The 15717-nt window shown below is 63.2% G+C and carries 14 protein-coding genes; 3 read left to right on the top strand and 11 right to left on the bottom strand.

Going from position 1 to position 15717, the window contains the following annotated elements:
* Window positions 1–99: 99 nt before the first annotated feature.
* The 8 genes from FHW92_RS04405 to hcaE form a co-directional block, all read right to left on the bottom strand.
* On the bottom strand, window positions 100–1797 hold the full coding sequence (locus tag FHW92_RS04405; RefSeq protein ID WP_168601963.1) for a GGDEF domain-containing protein: 1698 nt from the start codon (window positions 1795–1797) through the stop codon (window positions 100–102).
* 497 nt (window positions 1798–2294) lie between these two features.
* Window positions 2295–4520 carry a TonB-dependent receptor gene (locus tag FHW92_RS04410; protein WP_168601964.1) on the bottom strand — a complete coding sequence of 742 codons (2226 nt, stop codon included), beginning with the start codon at window positions 4518–4520 and terminating at the stop codon, window positions 2295–2297.
* A gap of 239 nt (window positions 4521–4759) precedes the next feature.
* Window positions 4760–5989, bottom strand: a complete 1230-nt coding sequence (locus FHW92_RS04415) for an FAD-dependent oxidoreductase (RefSeq protein ID WP_168601965.1) — start codon at window positions 5987–5989, stop codon at window positions 4760–4762.
* A complete protein-coding gene (locus FHW92_RS04420; protein WP_349237643.1) occupies window positions 5986–6945 on the bottom strand; it encodes a 3-carboxyethylcatechol 2,3-dioxygenase in 960 nt (319 codons plus the stop codon). The genes FHW92_RS04415 and FHW92_RS04420 overlap by 4 nt, the downstream gene beginning before the upstream one ends.
* Window positions 6942–7754: a 3-phenylpropionate-dihydrodiol/cinnamic acid-dihydrodiol dehydrogenase gene (gene hcaB / locus FHW92_RS04425; protein WP_168601966.1), complete on the bottom strand. Its 813-nt coding sequence runs from the start codon at window positions 7752–7754 to the stop codon at window positions 6942–6944. Before hcaB ends, FHW92_RS04420 begins: the two co-directional genes overlap by 4 nt.
* Window positions 7751–8068 carry a 3-phenylpropionate/cinnamic acid dioxygenase ferredoxin subunit gene (gene hcaC / locus FHW92_RS04430; protein ID WP_168601967.1) on the bottom strand — a complete coding sequence of 106 codons (318 nt, stop codon included), beginning with the start codon at window positions 8066–8068 and terminating at the stop codon, window positions 7751–7753. Before hcaC ends, hcaB begins: the two co-directional genes overlap by 4 nt.
* 17 nt (window positions 8069–8085) lie before the next feature.
* Window positions 8086–8631, bottom strand: a complete 546-nt coding sequence (gene hcaF, locus FHW92_RS04435) for a 3-phenylpropionate/cinnamic acid dioxygenase subunit beta (protein ID WP_168601968.1) — start codon at window positions 8629–8631, stop codon at window positions 8086–8088.
* Complete coding sequence (gene hcaE / locus FHW92_RS04440) at window positions 8624–9985, bottom strand: 3-phenylpropionate/cinnamic acid dioxygenase subunit alpha (protein WP_168601969.1); 1362 nt, start codon at window positions 9983–9985, stop codon at window positions 8624–8626. The genes hcaF and hcaE overlap by 8 nt, the downstream gene beginning before the upstream one ends.
* 127 nt (window positions 9986–10112) lie before the next feature.
* On the opposite strand from hcaE, the gene FHW92_RS04445 reads away from it, so the two are divergent.
* Together FHW92_RS04445 and FHW92_RS04450 are read left to right on the top strand one after the other, a co-directional pair.
* Window positions 10113–11003, top strand: coding sequence for a LysR substrate-binding domain-containing protein (locus FHW92_RS04445; protein ID WP_168601970.1), 891 nt, complete (start codon window positions 10113–10115; stop codon window positions 11001–11003).
* Window positions 11004–11161: 158 nt separating this feature from the next.
* Window positions 11162–12022, top strand: coding sequence for an alpha/beta fold hydrolase (locus FHW92_RS04450; RefSeq protein ID WP_168601971.1), 861 nt, complete (start codon window positions 11162–11164; stop codon window positions 12020–12022).
* 43 nt (window positions 12023–12065) lie between these two features.
* Here the strand turns inward: FHW92_RS04450 and dmpG are convergent, their stop codons facing one another.
* Genes dmpG through FHW92_RS04465 form a run of 3 tightly spaced genes read right to left on the bottom strand, consistent with a single transcriptional unit; the run spans window position 12066 to window position 14829 of the window.
* Complete coding sequence (dmpG, locus tag FHW92_RS04455; RefSeq protein ID WP_168601972.1) at window positions 12066–13091, bottom strand: 4-hydroxy-2-oxovalerate aldolase; 1026 nt, start codon at window positions 13089–13091, stop codon at window positions 12066–12068.
* On the bottom strand, window positions 13088–14041 hold the full coding sequence (locus FHW92_RS04460) for an acetaldehyde dehydrogenase (acetylating) (RefSeq protein ID WP_168601973.1): 954 nt from the start codon (window positions 14039–14041) through the stop codon (window positions 13088–13090). Before FHW92_RS04460 ends, dmpG begins: the two co-directional genes overlap by 4 nt.
* 5 nt (window positions 14042–14046) lie before the next feature.
* Window positions 14047–14829, bottom strand: coding sequence for a fumarylacetoacetate hydrolase family protein (locus tag FHW92_RS04465; protein ID WP_168601974.1), 783 nt, complete (start codon window positions 14827–14829; stop codon window positions 14047–14049).
* An 84-nt stretch (window positions 14830–14913) separates the two neighbouring features.
* Between FHW92_RS04465 and FHW92_RS04470 the strand changes: the two genes are divergently transcribed.
* On the top strand, window positions 14914–15672 hold the full coding sequence (locus FHW92_RS04470; RefSeq protein WP_168601975.1) for an IclR family transcriptional regulator: 759 nt from the start codon (window positions 14914–14916) through the stop codon (window positions 15670–15672).
* Window positions 15673–15717 lie beyond the last annotated feature (45 nt).

Consider the following 15717-nt stretch of genomic DNA (forward strand, 5'->3'; position numbering starts at 1 on the left):
GGTCCTGCGCGGCAAGTGGGGGCAATGGCCGCATTTAGGCGTATTAGCAGGGGGTGGCAGGCCTGTGCGTGAGGTCTTTCGACAGCGTCGGCGCAAGAGTCATACCCGCAGGCGGACCGCATTGCGCCCCTGCGCCTTGACCTCGTAAAGGGCTTCATCGGCGGTTCGGAACAATTGGGCTTTGCTCCAGCCCGGCATCATCTGCGCAATGCCGCAGCTCAGCGTCACATATTCGGGATAGCCGCCCTCGATCGAGCCTGTCAGCCCACGGCATCTTTCAAGAATGCGGCCACAGACCTTGGCTGCCGTGGTGGCATCGGCACGGAACAGGATGGCGAATTCATCCCCTCCGATGCGGCCCACAAGGTCGGTCATACGGGTTTCCGTTCTCAGGCATTGGCCGATTCGGGAAAGGACTTCATCGCCCTTGCCATGGCCATATCGGTCATTGATTTCCTTGAAATGGTCGACATCAATCAGGGCCAGCGAACAGGTCACGCCTTCCTTGAGCACTTCATGCACACCCTGATGGAATCCGGCCCGGTTGAGAACCTGTGTCAGATCATCGGTAAAAACCTTTTTGGCCAATTCGCGTTCGCGCAGCGCGCGGGCGGTGATATTGTGGAATGTGATCACGGCCCCCGATCCGGCAGCAATCGGGTCCAGCAGGGCAAAGGACGCCTCGACACAAAAGCCCTGATTTGACTGGAGTTCGACGACTGTCTCCCTGCCATCGAGAAAACCGTCGAGTTCGGGCCATTTTTGGGCCAGTTGCGGCAAGGAAAGGCCCACCAGATCCTGAGACGGGGTGTCGAGCAAGGCCTCTGTCGGCCCGCCCGCAAAGATGCAGCAGCCATGGGCATCGAAACCCAGCACCGCGTCCGGGCTGTTGGCCAGAATCATCCGGATGGATTTGTCTCGATCATCCAGTTTGGCCGAAAATTCGGCCCGCGAGGTGATGATGGCCACCACGGTCAGACAGGTGGCCAGCGTCATGATCAGATAGAATTGGAAAAAGATCGATTTCGCGAGCAGGTCGCCATGCATCAGCGCAATCGGCCCCCGGTTCGCGATGGTGGCCAATGTGCCGATGACGGCCGTCATCAATATGCCGACCTTGATGCCATGGCGCCCCAGCGGAAAGGTCAGCAGGACAAGCGCGCTGACGGGCAGGAACAGCAGCGGCATGTCGGCCTGCCGGAAAACCAGATCGACCAGAGCGGCGTAGCCGACAAGCAGAACGAGCATCTTCCAACGCTGGAGAGCGCTCTTGCCGCGATAGAATTCGGCATAGGAACCATCCCAGATCGAGTTGAAAAAGGGCGTCGCCACCACGATGCCCAGACCGTTGCTGAAAAACCAGCGCGCGAAGGAGGGCAGGAAAGGCTGCTGATAGATCGCCATCGAGGTGAGCGAACCGAATAGGCCGCCGATGGCGGGCGTAATCAGCCCGGCCCACAATACGAAAAGGCCCAGAGTCCGCATGTCCGAAAGGATGCTGGAGGTGGCAAGCCTGCGTTTGAGAGAAACGGCCGCCACCCAGACCTGCGCGATATTGATTGCGGCATAGAGTATATGCCCCCATGCAAAGCCGCGCACCACATCATTGGCCAGATGATTGGCAATCAGCCCCGCGACCAGCACCGGGCGCCATTGCGCGCGCGGCAATTGCAGCAGCAGGCCGAGAATGACGGCATCGGCAATCCAGATCGTGGCATGGTTGCGCCCGTCGCTGGTCAGACGCAGGGTCAGCGCCGCCAGGCAAAAATAGGCCACGCCCGCCCAAAGCGCACGCATGTAGCTGGGAGCCCGTTCGGGTGAAGGGGAGCAATCAGCATCCATGGGTAAAAAGTGGTAAATCAGACGAATTAATAATACTATAAGCATCGGATAAGTTATATCCGAAGTGGATGCATTTATCGCCGTTTCGCATATAGATTACGGTCGACCATTTCAGTCTTCCCTAATTCTTTCTTCCTAACATATAAGGCCATTCACTTATCAAAATTTGAGCCTCCTGCTCCACAAACCTCGCGGCGCGGAAACTTTGGCGGGTTTGGGGATGGCCGACGCGCGGGTCGGTCGGCAGAACCGTGGAGATGACGCTTGGCGCAATGGGTGCGCCGCCTCGGTCAGAACGGACACGCACAACATCGCTGTTTGAGAATCCGTTATACAGCAATCCCCGCTCCCGCATTCTCGGGAGTAGGACCGGGCTGTTTCGGCGAAATTTCGCGAATGTTTCAGAAGGCGGCAAGGCCGCGCTGAGATAATCAGCGCGGCCAGATGCGGCATCAGAAGTGATAGCCGACCGAAACGCCGTAGAGGCGCGGCTCGCCCGAGAAACCGACCGAGGACCCATTGGGCAGATAGAGGATCGTGCGGCGATAGGCCTTGTCCGCCAGATTGGTGACATAGGCCGACACGCGCACTGCGCCGATATCCACCCCCGCGCGAAGGTTGAGCAGGCCATAGGCGGCCTCCTCGGTCAGCGGCATGCCCGCGCCATAGGCGATATTGCCCTGGCCCGGCTCGTGGAAGAAGCGGGTCATATAGCTGTATTCGGCCCGCAGCGTCAGTTCGCGGCCTGCGCCCAGCGCGATGCGCTGCTCGGCATTCAGGCTGAGCGAATGTTTGGGCGCGCGCACCATCGTGGTGTTCGAGAAATCGGTGGTCGCATTATAGATGAACTGGTCATACTTGGCATCCAGATAGCCATAGGCCAGCCCCAGCGTGGTGCGCGCGGTGGGATGCGCGGTGATTTCCAGCTCCAGTCCCTTGATCGTCGAACTGGCCGCATTGGCAATCAGGGGCGTGGCCGAACTGACCGAACCGATGATGCGGGCGACCTGCAGGTTCTTGTAATCATACCAGAAGAAGGCGCCGTTGACGCGCAGCGCGCGATTCAGCCAGTCGGTCTTGAACCCGGCCTCATAGGCGGTCAGATATTCGGGCTGAAACGTGCTGTTGGCCACGGCCAGCGTGAAGGGAATATACTGAAACCCGCCGCCCTTATAGCCGGTGGAATAGCTGGCATAGACCTTGGCGTCGCGGCTCAGCTTGTAATCGACCACCACGCGCGGATCGGCGCTGGAGGAGGACAGGTGGTTGGTGGTGGCAAAGGGCGCCACGATCAGCGGCAGACCGGGGTTGGTGTTGGTGCCCGATTGGTTGGCCCATTTCGTATCGTTCGAATAGCGCCCGCCCAGCGTCACCGTCAGCCGGTCATTGATATGCACCGCCGCCTGGCCGAACACCGCCCAGGCATTGGCGCCATAGGTCGAGGCCGAGACGTCCACCGCGCTGGTGGTGACGGTGTAAAAAGCCCAGTTCTTGCCCATCGGGAATGTGTCGATGCGGCTGGAACCGTCGTGATAGTAATAGGCTCCCAAAATCCAGTCCACCTTGCCGCCAAAGGACAGGCCGCCCCCCGGCGCCGAGGTCAGGCGCAATTCCTGCGTGAACTGATTCGAGCGTTCATTGGTCAATTGCTGGAGCACGTCCAGCGAGGAGCCTTCCAGCTCGCGCCCGTCATAGCTGTCGAGATGGCGCAGCGCGGTGATCGAGGTGATCGAAAGATCATTCAGCGCATAGTCGATCTTGGCCGAATAGGTCTGGGCATGGCGGCTGAGCACCGGGTCATGGACCAGATAGCCTTCGTAGAGCGACTTGGGCGGGGTGGCCGTAAAACCGGCCCCGGCAAAGAACACCGCGTTCGGGTTGGTCGAGGTGCCCTGATTGAACCCGGCAAAAGCGGCCTTGTTGCCATCGACCATGAAATCGGTGCCAAGGTCGATCTTGAGGCCATCAACGGGCTTGAGCGTCACGCGGATCCGCCCGCCGGTATTGTCCAGCCCCTGAAAACGGTTGCCCGTGGTCAGATTGGTCGAGTAACCGTCACGCTGGGTGGTCCAGAGCGCCACGCGGGCCATCACCTTGTCGCCCGAAATCGGGCCGCCCACCGCGCCGAACAGGTTCCACCCGTTGTAATTCGACACGCCCGCCTCGAAATCGCCGGTCAGGTGATCGGTGGGCGCCTTGGTGATGACATTGATCGCGCCGCCGATGGTGTTGCGGCCATAGAGCGTGCCCTGCGGGCCGCGCAGCACTTCGATACGCTCCACATCCTTCATGGCGCCGAAACTGCCCGAAGAGCGCCCATAATAGACGTCATCGGCAAACACGCCCACCGAGCTTTCCGAGCCCGGATCGAAGGAGCGGGTGCCGATGCCGCGAATATAAAGCTGGGGCCGCACCGCGCCAAAGCTGCCGAAATAGAAATTGGGCACTTGCGTGGCGATATTGCCGAGGTTGACGATGCCGGTCTTGGCGATCTGATCGCCGCCAAGGGCGGTCAGGGCCACGGGAATGGATTGCGCGGTTTCCTTGCGGCGCTGCGCGGTGACCACAATGTCGGCGGATTCCACCTTCGGCCCGGCCTCCTGCGCCGCGGCGGGCGCGGCATGGGCCATCATCACCAGCGCAAGGCTGGTCGCGGATTTCATCGTTAGCGTCTTCATGATGCTCTCCCCTGTTGGCGGTCCGGCCCTTTTCATGCCCTGATGCAACAGGGCGGCCGGACGCGATCGGCCCCGGCACCGCATCCGGCGCCGACCGTTTTGCATGTAAAACTGTATGAAGCCGGGGCCTTGCGCATGATCGGCACGGCCCGGCACAGGCCGCAGTCATCGCCTCGATAGGCCCGCTGCGGCTTCTTTCTCCCTGATTATATTATCTTGTTCCTCCCCCTCATGTTTGTTCAAACCATATGTGCGGCATGGCCAATCTTGCGCACCGCCACGGACGGATCGGCCAGAACCGCAGGATCGGGACGCAGGCCCTGTTCGATCATCCTGCGCGCGGCTCGCATGTCCGCGCCCGCATCAATGCCCACCGCCCCCGTCAGAACACCGTCCTCAAGCCCGAAGATCAGCCTTGGCCTGCCGTCCTCGCCACGGCGGGTGATCCAGTGGCGGGCGCTGGTGCGGCCCGCGACCTGATAATTGACGCCGAACTGATCGGTCCAATACCACGGCACTTCCTGCGCGCCGGTTTGCCCCGTCACCATCGCGCGCCCGGCCAAACCGCCCTGATGCAGGGCATTGGCCCAGGTTTCCTGACGCACCATGCCGCAGATGAAGGCGTGGTCCTGACGGGCAATATCGCCTGCGGCATAGATGGCGGGGTGGCTGGTGCGGCCTTGTGCATCGACCAGAATGCCGTCATCCATCGCCAGTCCGGCAGCGGCGGCCAGCTCATCATTAAGCGTCACGCCAATGCCGTAGACCACCAGATCGCCGGTAAAATCACCACCCTTCGCGCAGGTCAGACGGACCTTTCCGCCATCCCGCAAGGCATCGGCCAGTTCCACCCCGCAATGCAGCACCACATCATGGTCGCGATGCGCCTGCGCCAGCAGATCGGCCAGCGGCTCGGGCGCCCCGCGCGCCAGCAGGCGGGGCGCCCGCTCGATGACCTCAACCGACAGGCCAAGTGCCGAAGCGGTCGCGGCCACCTCCAGCCCGATGACCCCGCCGCCCACCACCAGCAGACGGCGCCCCGGCACCAGCTCCGCACGCAGGCGCCGCGCATCATCGGCGCTGCGGAGTACATGCGCCGCCTCGCCCAGCGCGTCGAGCAAGGGATAGCGCCGCGCCCGCGCCCCTGTGGCGATCAGCAGCTTGTCAAAGCCGATGCGTTCACCGTCGGCCAGTGTGACGACCTGCGCGCCCGGATCAATGGCGGTCGCACCCTGCCCCAGTTTCAGCTCTATGGCGCGGTCGGCGTAGAAATTGGCCGGATAGATCGGCGGGGCGGCCCCATCGGCGCCGCGCAGCGCTTCCTTCGACAGCGGCGGGCGTTCATAGGGCAGATGAGGATCATCGCCGATCATCACGATCCGGCCCGCAAAACCGGCCGCGCGCATGGCCGATGCCGCGGCCGTTCCGGCATGGCCCGCACCGAGAATGAGGAAGCAGGGCGCCGTCATACCGTCTCCGCCATGCTGCGCGCCGAAACCATGCCCATGCCCGCAATCCATTCGTCGATCGGGTGGTAATAGTGGCGCGTGGCGGCATAGGGTCCAATCGCCTGCATCGCGGCAAATGCGGCGACCCAGGCCCGGATCTCATGCCCGCCGCGCCCGCCGCGCGCGGAAATTTCCGCATCGCTCATGGTTTCAAAGCGGCCAAGGCACCCGGCCAGAAAGTCCTCGATCAGCCCTTCATCCCATGCGGCATCAAGCGGCAGCGTCTCGCCCTTGGCCTCGCCACGCGCCAGAGCCTCGCCCTTGGCCAGCACATTGGCCTGACGGCGCGCGCGCGCCTCGGGGGCGGGATTGCGCCCGGCGATCAGGAATTCCTCGACCTCGGGCCCCACATGCCCCATCTGCGGTGTGGGCGGATCATGGCTGAGCCCGCCCGAACCGATGATCAGCACCCGTTCGGAACGCCCGGCCAGAAAGCGCCCCACCGAAGCCCCCAGCGCCAGCGCGCGATGCACCGGCGGCAGCGGATGGGCCGCGCCATTGATGAAAATGGGCAGCACCGGATAGCGCGTCACATCGCGGGTCAGCAGCGCCAGCGGCTGGGTAAAGCCATGGTCGGCCTGCATCCGATAGGAATAGGCCAGATCCACGCCTTCATTCTGGACATGACGGACCAGATCGAGCGCCGGCGCTTCGGGCACGGGCAGGGCATCGGCCCAGTAATCCCAGTCCCCCGCCCCGCGCGCCCGCACGCCAAGGCAGAAGGGCGGCATCAGGTCATAGAAGAAACCGTTGAAATGATCGGGCGCAAACATCACGATCAGTTGCGGATCAAAGGCTTCGACCTCACGCGCCAGATCGGCAAAGGCGGCGCGGGCGCCCGCCTCGACCTCTGGGGCGGGATGGATGAATTCCATCATCGGTGTGTGCGAGGCACAGATCAGGCGGATGTTGCTCACAGATCCAGCCCTCCGGCCACATGGCGGATGCCGCGGATGCCCAGCCCGCAATCGGCGTTGATGAAAACCCCGCTCAGCGTGCGATTGTCGGCCCGGCTGGCCAGCATGACATAGGGGCCGACGAAATCATCGGGATCGGGAAAGAATTGCAGCGGCAGGATCGCGCTGATCGCCTCGGGGCTGCGGCTGTCCATGATGCGCTGGTCTTGCTGGCCCAGTGCGGCCGCGCCGCGCAAATCGCTGGCCATGCCGCTGGGGGCAACGGCATTGACGCGCACTTTGGGCGCCAGTTCATAGGCCAGTTGGCGCACAAGGCCCACGCCCGCATGTTTGGAGGCGGTATAAAGCGGGCCGCCGCCGCCGGGATAGAAGGCCGAATTGGACAGGGTGAAGATGATCGACCCCTCGCTTTCAATCAGCGCCTGCGCCGCCGCCTTCGCGCCCAGCAGATAGCCTTTCACGTTGATGGCGAAGAGCTCATCAAAGCCGCGCTCCAGTTCCTCCCCGCTGCGCCCCACCAGCGTGGCGCCATGGTCCCAGATGGCCGCATTGCCGATGAAGCAATCGAGCCGCCCGAACCGCGCCAGGACCGCCTCCACCGCGCGGGCATTGTCGGCAAAGGAGCGCACATCGCCCTCCACCGCCAGCACCGCATCGGGATATTGCGCATTGAGCATCCCCACGCGCCCCGCATCGCGCTCCAGCACGCCCACGCGCGCGCCCTCGGCCACGAAGCGGCGCAGGATCGCCAGCCCCAGCCCCGACCCGCCCCCGGTGATCAGCGCGACCTGTCCGGCAAGGCGGCTCACGCGGCGCTCTCCACCGTCACATAGATCTCACCGTCCTCGATGCTCACCGGATAGGTGGCCAGATCGATATAGGCGGGCTGGCTCAAGGCCTTGCCGGTGCGCAGGCAGAAGCGCGCGGCATGGAGCGGGCATTCGACCGTGCAGTCATCCTCGATATAGCCATCGGCCATCGAGGCATCGCCATGGGTGCAAAGATCGGCCAGCGCGAAATATTCGCCGCCGACGTGAAACACCGAAACGGCAGGCTCGCTCTCGATGCGCTTTGCTTCGCCGGAGGGAAGGTCGGCGGCGGCGCAAACGTGGAATTTGGTCATGATGGGGACTCGGATAATCAGAGGATAATCGACACATTCGCCGACATCAGCGTGAACTCGTCGAGTTCGAGGCGGCGGCGGGCGATGGTGAAGGTTTCGCCGCCATCGGCCGCGGCAATGCGCCGCAAAGTGTCGCGGCGGGTGCCGATAAAGCTGTGGTGGTCATGCGCCTTGGACGCGCGATGGACCAGATAGTTGCAGCCCACCACCAGCTCATCATCGGCCTGCGCCAGAACGCGCACATTGGTGACGAAATGGCGGGTGCGGCTGGCCGGTTCCTCGGCCCATGCCTGACCGGTTTCGACGCGGGCGACGCGGCGTTCGAGCTGATATTTGTCCTCGTGGAAAATATAGGTCGTGGGCGGGGCCCAGCCCCGGCGGCGATCGCGGAACTGCGCCAGCGAATTGGTGTCGAGCGTATATTCGATGTCATCGGCCAAAAGGTCGAGCCATTCGCGCAGCCGCCGTTCGTCGAGCAGTGCGGCCTCCAGATAGAGGAATTGCTCGACCTCATGCTGAAGATCGGCCGAAACGCGCAGCGGACGGGTCAGTTCATCAAGCATCGATCACCTCCTGCTCCCATGCGGCGCCCGCCGCCTCGATCTCGTTCCAGCTTTTGCCCGTCATCAGATCGACCCAGCGCTGGTAAAAACCGCGCGCGGCGGTCTCGGCGAAAGTGCCGTTGGTGATGCCCGGAATGCCGTCCTCGCGGCGCTCCTCGAAACCAAGGCCCATCTGCATGCAGAAGTCGGTCTGGCGTGCCTTGTGGCCGCGCAGCACCTTTTGCACCTCGATCCAGTTTTCCGAATCGTCCTGTTCCAGAAAGCCCGCCGGGCCAAAGGCGCGCGCATGGCTCTTTTTCAGCGCCTCCTTCACCTCGGGCGGCGCGGCCTTGTCGGCGATGCAGAAGACCCAGACCTCGATCCGTCCCGGCCCGCGCGGATGCCATACGCGCAGCGTCTGGGTGCCGTTGAGCCAGGAGAGCGTCGGAAACATCGTGTTATGCCCGGCCAGACGCAGCGCCCGCACCTTGCCAAGGCGCGCCTCGGCCTCGGGATAGGTTTCGCGGAAATAGGCCGAAACCTCGCCGCCCACCCAGACATTGGCATCGGCATTTTCGGTGAAGAAAAAGGCGCTGCCATGGCCCTTTCCGGCAAATTGCACGCCGCCAAGGCCGTTGGCCCATGCCGGGCGCTCGGTCTGGCCATCGCCCAGCGGGCTGCCGTCGGGCTTGTTCTGGGGCGTGGGCGCCAAAACCTGAATGGCCGAGGCATGGGTATAGGGGGCGTGATACTGATCGGAGCAGAATTGCTCGGCGGCGAATTTCCAGTTGCAGTCGATCATCCATTTATGGACGCCGCCCACCACCTCGGTGCCGCCCTCGCGCCGGTCGAGAAAGCCGTCGAGATACCACGCCATATCGCCCAGATAGGTGACCAGATCAGGCGCGCTTTCATCCCAATTGGCGAAAATCAGACCCTTGTAGCTCTCGACGCGCGGCGCCTTGATCAGCCCCCATTTCGACTTGTCGAGTTTGCCACGATAGGCTTCCTTTTCCAGCGGCACCGATTGCAGCGCGCCATCCACCTGATAGGCCCAGCCGTGATAGGGGCAGGTGAAAGCCTTGGTGTTGCCGCTGTCGGCATGGCACAGCTTCATGCCGCGATGGCGGCACTGGTTCATCATGACCTGAACCGAGCCATCCTTTTGCCGGACCACCAGCACCGGGTCTTCGCCCATGAAAGTATTGAAGAAATCGCCCGGATTGGGGATCTGGCTTTCATGCGCCAGGAACAGCCATGTACGGCCGAACACGCGCTCCAGTTCCAGTTCATACAATTGGGCATCGCTGTAAATGGCGGGTTTGACGGTGCCATTGCGCGAATCCACCAGCGATCGGATCTGATCGTCGTCCATGCTGCAACTCTCCCCGAAAATGGGGCCGGACGGGCCGGCTCTCTGCGCATGGAATTAACGGAGGGAGGCGCACCGCTGAAATACTTAATTCTTGCCAACTTATAGGCCATACCTATAAGTGCCGGATATGGAACTGCGCCATCTCCGCTATTTCGTCGCCGTGGCCGAAGCGCTCAGCTTTACCCGCGCGGCCCAGACGCTGCGCACCGCGCAACCCTCGCTCAGCCAGCAAATCCGTGATCTTGAATATGAAATCGGCACGCCCTTGCTCTATCGCGACAAGCGCAATGTCGCGCTGACCCCGGCGGGCAAGGTGTTTCTGGACGAGGCCAAGCTGGTGCTGGCCCAGGCCGAGCGGGCCAAGCTGCTGGCGCGCCGCGCGGGCGAGGATATGGGCAACACGCTTACCATCGGCTTTGTCCCGGCCGCCGAGGTCAAGATTTTTCCCCAGACGCTGACCATGCTGCGCGCGGAATTTCCCGCCACGCGAATCGTCATGCAATCGCTGACCACCTTCGAACAGCACGAGGCGCTGTCATCGGGGGCCATCGACTTTGGATTTCTGCGCCCGCCGGTCGATGATCCGTCCATTGACAGCATGGTGATCCTGCGCGAATCGCTGGTGCTGCTGATGCCCGCCGATCATCCCTCCTGCTGGAGCAGCGAGGTATCGCTGAGCGCGATGGCCGACACGCCGTTTCTGCGCATTGCCAGTCGCCACGCGGGCAATCTGGGGCAGGTGATCGACGATCTGGCGCGGCGCGAAGGCGTCACACTCAATGCCGTGCAGGAGGTCGAGAATGTGCTGACCCTGCTCACCCTGGTCAGCCTTGGCGTGGGTTTCAGCATCATGCCCGATTATGTGGCCCAGCTCAGCTTTCGCAATATCGTCACCCGCCCGCTGGCCGGGCCGACGGTCAGGGCCGAATTGATGGCGGCATGGCGGCGCGACAATGCCAAGCCTGAAGTGAAAGCGCTGGTGCGCAGGCTGCAGGAAATGCAGGATCACGAACTATAGGTTTTGCATCTTAATTGATCGCAAATTCGTATTGGAACCGCCCCGGCCTTTGACGGATGCCAGCGCCCACGGGCGATCCCTTGCGGACAGCCGTGACGGGAGAGAGAACCAGCACGGAAAAAACCATGGGATGCCCTTGAGCAAAGGAACATCCAGACATGACCCCCGCCTATAGCGAAACTTCCACCAGCCAGTTTGTTGACGTGAGCGTGGATGGTGCGCCCTATCGCATTCACTACAATGACATCGGCGCCGGCCAGCGCGCTGTTGTGATGCTGCACGGATCAGGCCCCGGCGCGACGGGCTGGGCCAATTTCAACCGCAACATCGATCCTTTTGTCGCCGCAGGCTATCGCGTGCTGCTGATCAACTGTCCCGGCTGGGGCCAGAGCGATCCGGTCGTTTGCACCGGATCGCGCTCGGAACTCAACGCCGAGGCGGTCAAGGGCGTGCTCGATGCGCTGGGGATCGAAAAGGCCGATCTGGTCGGCAATTCGATGGGCGGACACAGCGCGGTCGCCTTTGCGCTGGCCAATCCTGCGCGCGCGGGCAAACTGGTGCTGATGGGCGGCGGCACGGGCGGCCCCAGCCTTTACGCACCGATGCCCACCGAGGGCATCAAGCTGCTGCAGGGGCTTTACCGCGACCCGACCATCGAAAAGCTCAAGGCGATGATGAATGTCTTTGTCTATGACGCCAGCGCGTTGACCGAGGCGCAGATGCAGATGCGGCTCGACAATATGCGCTCGCGCCTCGACCATCTGGAAAATTTCGTGAAAAGTCTGGCCGCCAATCCGCGCCAGTTCCCCGATCAAAACGCGCGCCTGCATGAAATTGCCGCGCCCACGCTGATCGTCTGGGGCCGTGATGATCGCTTTGTGCCGATGGATGTGGGGCTGCGCCTGCTGGCGGGCATTCCCAATTCCCAGCTTCACGTCTTTGCCCGCTGCGGCCATTGGGCGCAGTGGGAACATGCCGATGTGTTCAATGAAATGGTGCTGAACTTTCTCAGCCGCTGAATGAAAAAGGCTGGCCTTTCCGGGGAAAGGCCAGCCTTTTTATTTACCTTGCTCCCGCCAGATCGAGCGCGATATCGACGATCATGTCCTCCTGGCCGCCCACCATCTTGCGGCGGCCCACTTCGGCCAGGATGCTGCGCGTATCGACGCCGTAATCCTTCGCGGCCTTTTCGGCATGGCGCAGGAAGCTGGAATAGACCCCTGCATAACCCAACGTCAGCGTCTCGCGGTCCACCTGAACCGGGCGGTCCTGCAGCGGGCGCACCAGCTCATCGGCCGCATCCATCAGCGCATAGAGATCGCAGCCATGGTTCCAGCCATAGCGATCGGCCGCCGCGATAAAGACCTCGAGCGGCGCATTGCCCGCTCCGGCCCCCATGCCCGCCAGCGACGCATCAACCCGCACCGCGCCGTTCTGCACCGCAATCAGCGAATTGGCCACGCCCAGCGAGAGGTTGTGATGGGCATGGACTCCGCGCTGAGTCTCGGGCTTCAGCACGCGATCATAGGCCTGAAGGCGCGCGGCATAATCATCCATGTTCATCGCGCCGCCGCTGTCGGTCACGTAAACGCAATGCGCGCCGTAATCTTCCATCATTTTCGCCTGAACCGCCAGCGCTTCCGGGCTGGTCATATGGCTCATCATGAGGAAGCCGGAAACATCCATGCCCAGCCCCCGCGCCGCCTCGATATGCTGGCGGCTGACATCGGCCTCGGTGCAATGGGTGGCGATGCGCACGCTGCGCACGCCCATCTCATAGGCATGCTTCAGATCATGCACCGTGCCGATGCCGGGCAGCAGCAGCGTGGTCAGCACGCTATGCTCCAGCACCTCGGCCACCGCGCCGATCCAGTCCCAGTCGGTATAGGCGCCAAAGCCATAGTTGAAGCTGGAACCCTGCAACCCGTCGCCATGGGCCACCTCGATGGCGTCGACCTTGGCGCGGTCCAGCGCGCGGGCGATGGCCCGCACATGGTCGAGGCCATATTGGTGGCGCACAGCATGCATCCCGTCGCGCAGGGTGACATCCTGAATATAGAGCTTTTGGCTCTTGGGATCGAAGCTCATGCCGGTTCTCCCGCGAAATGCCGAAGGGCGATTTTCTCGGCGGTTTTCAGCGCCGCCGAGGTCATGATGTCGAGATTGCCCGCATAGGCAGGCAGATAATGGGCCGCGCCCTCAACCTCGAGAAACACCGTGACCTTGAGGCCGGTGAATTCGGTCTGGCCAGTGCCCGCCATTTCGGGAATGCGCAGCGGCGCGTTAGATCCGATATGTTCAAACTGCACCTGCTGCTTCATGCGATAGCCCGGCACATAGGCCTGTACATCGGCCACCATGTCGTGAATGCTCTGGCGGATGGCCTCGGGATCGGCCTCTTCGCACAGGCAATAGACCGTGTCGCGCATGATCAGCGGCGGCTCGGCGGGGTTGAGAATGATGATCGCCTTGCCCCGCGTGGCGCCGCCCACCTTGACGATGGCCTCGCTGGTGGTTTCGGTGAATTCGTCGATATTGGCGCGCGTACCCGGCCCTGCCGATTTCGAGGAAATCGAGGCGACGATCTCGCCGTAATGCACCCGCGCCACGCGGTTGACCGCCGCGACGATGGGAATGGTCGCCTGACCGCCGCAGGTCACCATGTTGACATTGGGCGCGTCCAGATTGGACTCGCCGTTGACCGGCGGGATCGTATAGGGGCCGATGGCCGCAGGCGTCAGGTCGATCACCCGCTTGCCATGGGCCTGCAGGATTTCGTTGTTGCGCTTGTGCGCGCCCGCGCTGGTGGCGTCGAACACGATGCCGATCTCGGCAAATTCGGGCATGGCGATCAGGCCGTCAATGCCTTCATGCGTTACCGCCGCGCCCATCCGTTTGGCTCGGGCCAGACCGTCGCTGGCCGGGTCGATGCCCACCATCACGCCCATTTCCAGCACCTTCGACAGGCGCATGATCTTGATCATCAGATCGGTGCCTATGTTTCCCGATCCGATGATGGCCACTTTCGTCTTTGCCATGAGTTCTATTCCTTTGAATAGGTAAAGCTGCAGGCGCCGATGCCGCCCACACGGGCCACGACATGATCGCCGGGGTTAAGCGCCACCATCGGCCCCAGCGCGCCCGCCAGCACGATGTCGCCCGCACGCAAGGGGGCGCCCCGCGCCGCCAGCGTCCGCGCCAGCCATGCCGCCGCGTTCAGCGGATGACCCAGCGCCGCCGCACCCACGCCCACCGAGGCGATGGCGCCGTTCACTTCCATCACCATGCCCGCGGTATAAAGGTCGGTGCCTTCCAGCCCCCGCCCCTCGCCGGCCAGTACGAAGAAGGCCGAGGAGCCATTGTCGGCCACCGTATCGGAAAAGGTGATCTTCCAATCGGCAATGCGGGAATCGACGATCTCGATCGCGGCATGGACGCCCGATACGGCGGCGGCCACATCATCGGCCGTGGCCTCGGGCGAGAGCAGATCGGCCCCCAGCACGAAGGCGATTTCCGCCTCGGCTTTGGGCTGAAGGCAACGCGCCGGATCGAGGAAGCCGCCATCGGCCACCTGCATATCGTCGAACAGCGCGCCGAAATCGGGCTGGTCCACGCCCAGTTGCTTTTGCACCGCCCTGGCCGTCAATCCGGCCTTGCGCCCCACGATGCGGCGGCCCTGCTCCTGCCAGAAACGCGTGTTGATCTCCTGAACCGCATAGGCCCCGGCAATGTCCACCGGTTCGAGATAATCGCGCAGCGGAGGCACCGCTCCGCCGCTGTAGGCTTCGCGCAACAGGCGCGCCGCAGCTTGATGATTGTCGCTCATATCGTCCTCTTCCAGACCGTGTTTTCGCAGATAGGCCGCATGAGGTCTTGGCACCAGAGCGGGTCGGAGCTATCTTCTCACCATATGAGAAATGGAACGCCAACCCTTTCCGCCACCAGCCGCGCGCTGGCCATGCTGGAGGCCGTGATTGCCGATGGCGGCCTTTCCACGGTCTCCGCGCTGGCCCGCGCGCAGGCCATGCCTACGGCCACGGCCCATCGCCAGATCGCGACGCTGGTGGCCGAAGGTTTTCTGGCCCCGATGGGCGGGGGCAGGCATCGCGCCGGGCCGCGCCTGCGGGCGATGCTGGCCAAGGTCGATGACCGCCAGATGATGGCCCATGCCGCCGCGCCGCTGCTCCATCGTCTGGCGGTCCGCTTTGGCGGCGTGGCCCAGATGGGTACGCTGGAGAACGATATGGTGACTTATCGCGTCAAAACCGGCGAGAATGCGGGCGACTTGTTCACGCGGGTCGAGATGCAGCTTGAAGCCTATTGCTCGGGCATGGGCAAGGTGCTGCTTGCCCATCTGCCGGTCCGCGAGCGTGAGGCCTATCTGGCGGGCGGACCATTTGTGGCGTTGACGCCGAACACGATCACCGATCCGGCCGATCTGGCGCGCGAATTGGCCTGTGTTGCCAATCAGGGCTATGCGCTAGATCGCGGCGAGATCGTGGCGGATCTTTCCTGCATGGCCGTGCCCGTGCATCAGGCGGACGGATCGGTGGTGGCCGCGATCTCGCTCTCGCGCCATGGCCCCGGGGGCGCTGATCCGCGCATCCTCAAGGCCCTGCGCGATACGGCCCGCGCGGTCGAGCGGGCCTGCCATTCCCCCTCGGCCTGAAGGCGGGCAACGCAGGACCGATATGCGCGTATCCGACGGCTCCCG

The organism is Novosphingobium sp. SG707, assembly GCF_012275515.1.
In the GTDB taxonomy this organism is placed as follows: Bacteria; Pseudomonadota; Alphaproteobacteria; order Sphingomonadales; family Sphingomonadaceae; genus Novosphingobium.